Origin of the sequence: Nocardia otitidiscaviarum NBRC 14405 (assembly GCF_000308635.1) — a bacterium.
GTDB lineage: Bacteria > Actinomycetota > Actinomycetes > Mycobacteriales > Mycobacteriaceae > Nocardia > Nocardia otitidiscaviarum.
The window spans coordinates 1-1074 of the sequence record NZ_BAGD01000249.1 but is presented as its reverse complement, the minus strand read 5'-3'; the positions used below and the strand labels follow the sequence as shown (position 1 = coordinate 1074).

Genomic DNA, 1074 nt, shown 5'->3' with positions numbered 1-1074 from the left:
GGGTAGCGGCCCTCGGCCAGCCGCAGCGCGGCCGGGATCGACATGGTCGTGCCCGAACCGGTGACCGCGTGCCCGCTGCCGCGGTCGAGGTCCTCGACACGCATGGTGAGCACGACCGAGACGGGCATGCCGCGGTGGCTGCCGAGGGTTTTCGACCCGCCGGTGGCAGTCAGGAACGCCGCCACAGCATCATGGTTGCGTTGGGCGATGGTGCGGGTGTCGCGTCCGGCGGCGGCCTCGAGGTGTTTCGGGTCGATGGCGCGGGTGGCCAGCGAGGGGCTGTCGGGGTCGGCGGGGTTGCACATGCCCGGCCGGGCTCCCTTGGCCAGCACCGCGTCCAGCAGTGCCCGCAGGTGCGGGGTCAACAGTCCGCTGATCTCGGTCATGCCGTCGATGCGTTGACGTCCCATCGTGATCCCCCGGACGCGGGCGCGGTCGCGGTCGTCGGTCAGGGTGCCGTCGGGGTCGAGGTGAGCCAGGATCGATTCCCCGACCATCACGATCGCTTCCGGGGTCAGCTCGCACGCGTGCTGGGCCAACAGCTGTTCGGCCTCTACCCGTAATTCGGTCGGTACGGCGGCGGGGATACGGTCCATGACCGTCATGATGCGGCGGGCGTGTTCTACCGACAGCAGCCCGGCCGCTTGCTGGGCGGCGGTGGCCGGTAATTCCGGTTCCCGGTCTTCTCCGTGCACGAAATGGAACACGCCGAGTTTCTCTGCCGCGCGGCGTCGTGCTCCGGCCTCGGCCATCGAGACCCGCAGGGTTTCACTCAAATACTTCGCGAGGCTCTTGGATCCGGCGCGTTCGGGCAGGTGCCGGTCGCTGGTCTCGATGACCAGGCGATGCGACACCGCGCCCAACCGGGCGCGGACGGCTTCGACGCGTCGCATGAGTTCGACGAAGTCGGTGTCGGTGTAGCGGGTGAGGTCTTCGTCGAGCAGGGCGGTGGTCGCGGTCGTCAATTCCTCCACGACCGCGAATACCTCACCTGCCCGGCTCGTATTCATGCCGCAATTCTATCGGGAAAAGAGTTGCGGCAGAATGAGAAAACCAATTCACGCACCCCTTCCA

The 1074-nt window shown here is 67.7% G+C and carries 1 protein-coding gene; it reads right to left on the bottom strand.

Translation table 11 applies throughout. The features are described from left to right. Positions 1 to 1010, bottom strand: a 1010-nt coding sequence (locus tag ON31_RS29535; protein WP_157533804.1) for a DUF222 domain-containing protein, incomplete at its 3' end; no start/stop codon positions are given. Between the last annotated feature and the right edge of the window lie 64 nt (positions 1011 to 1074).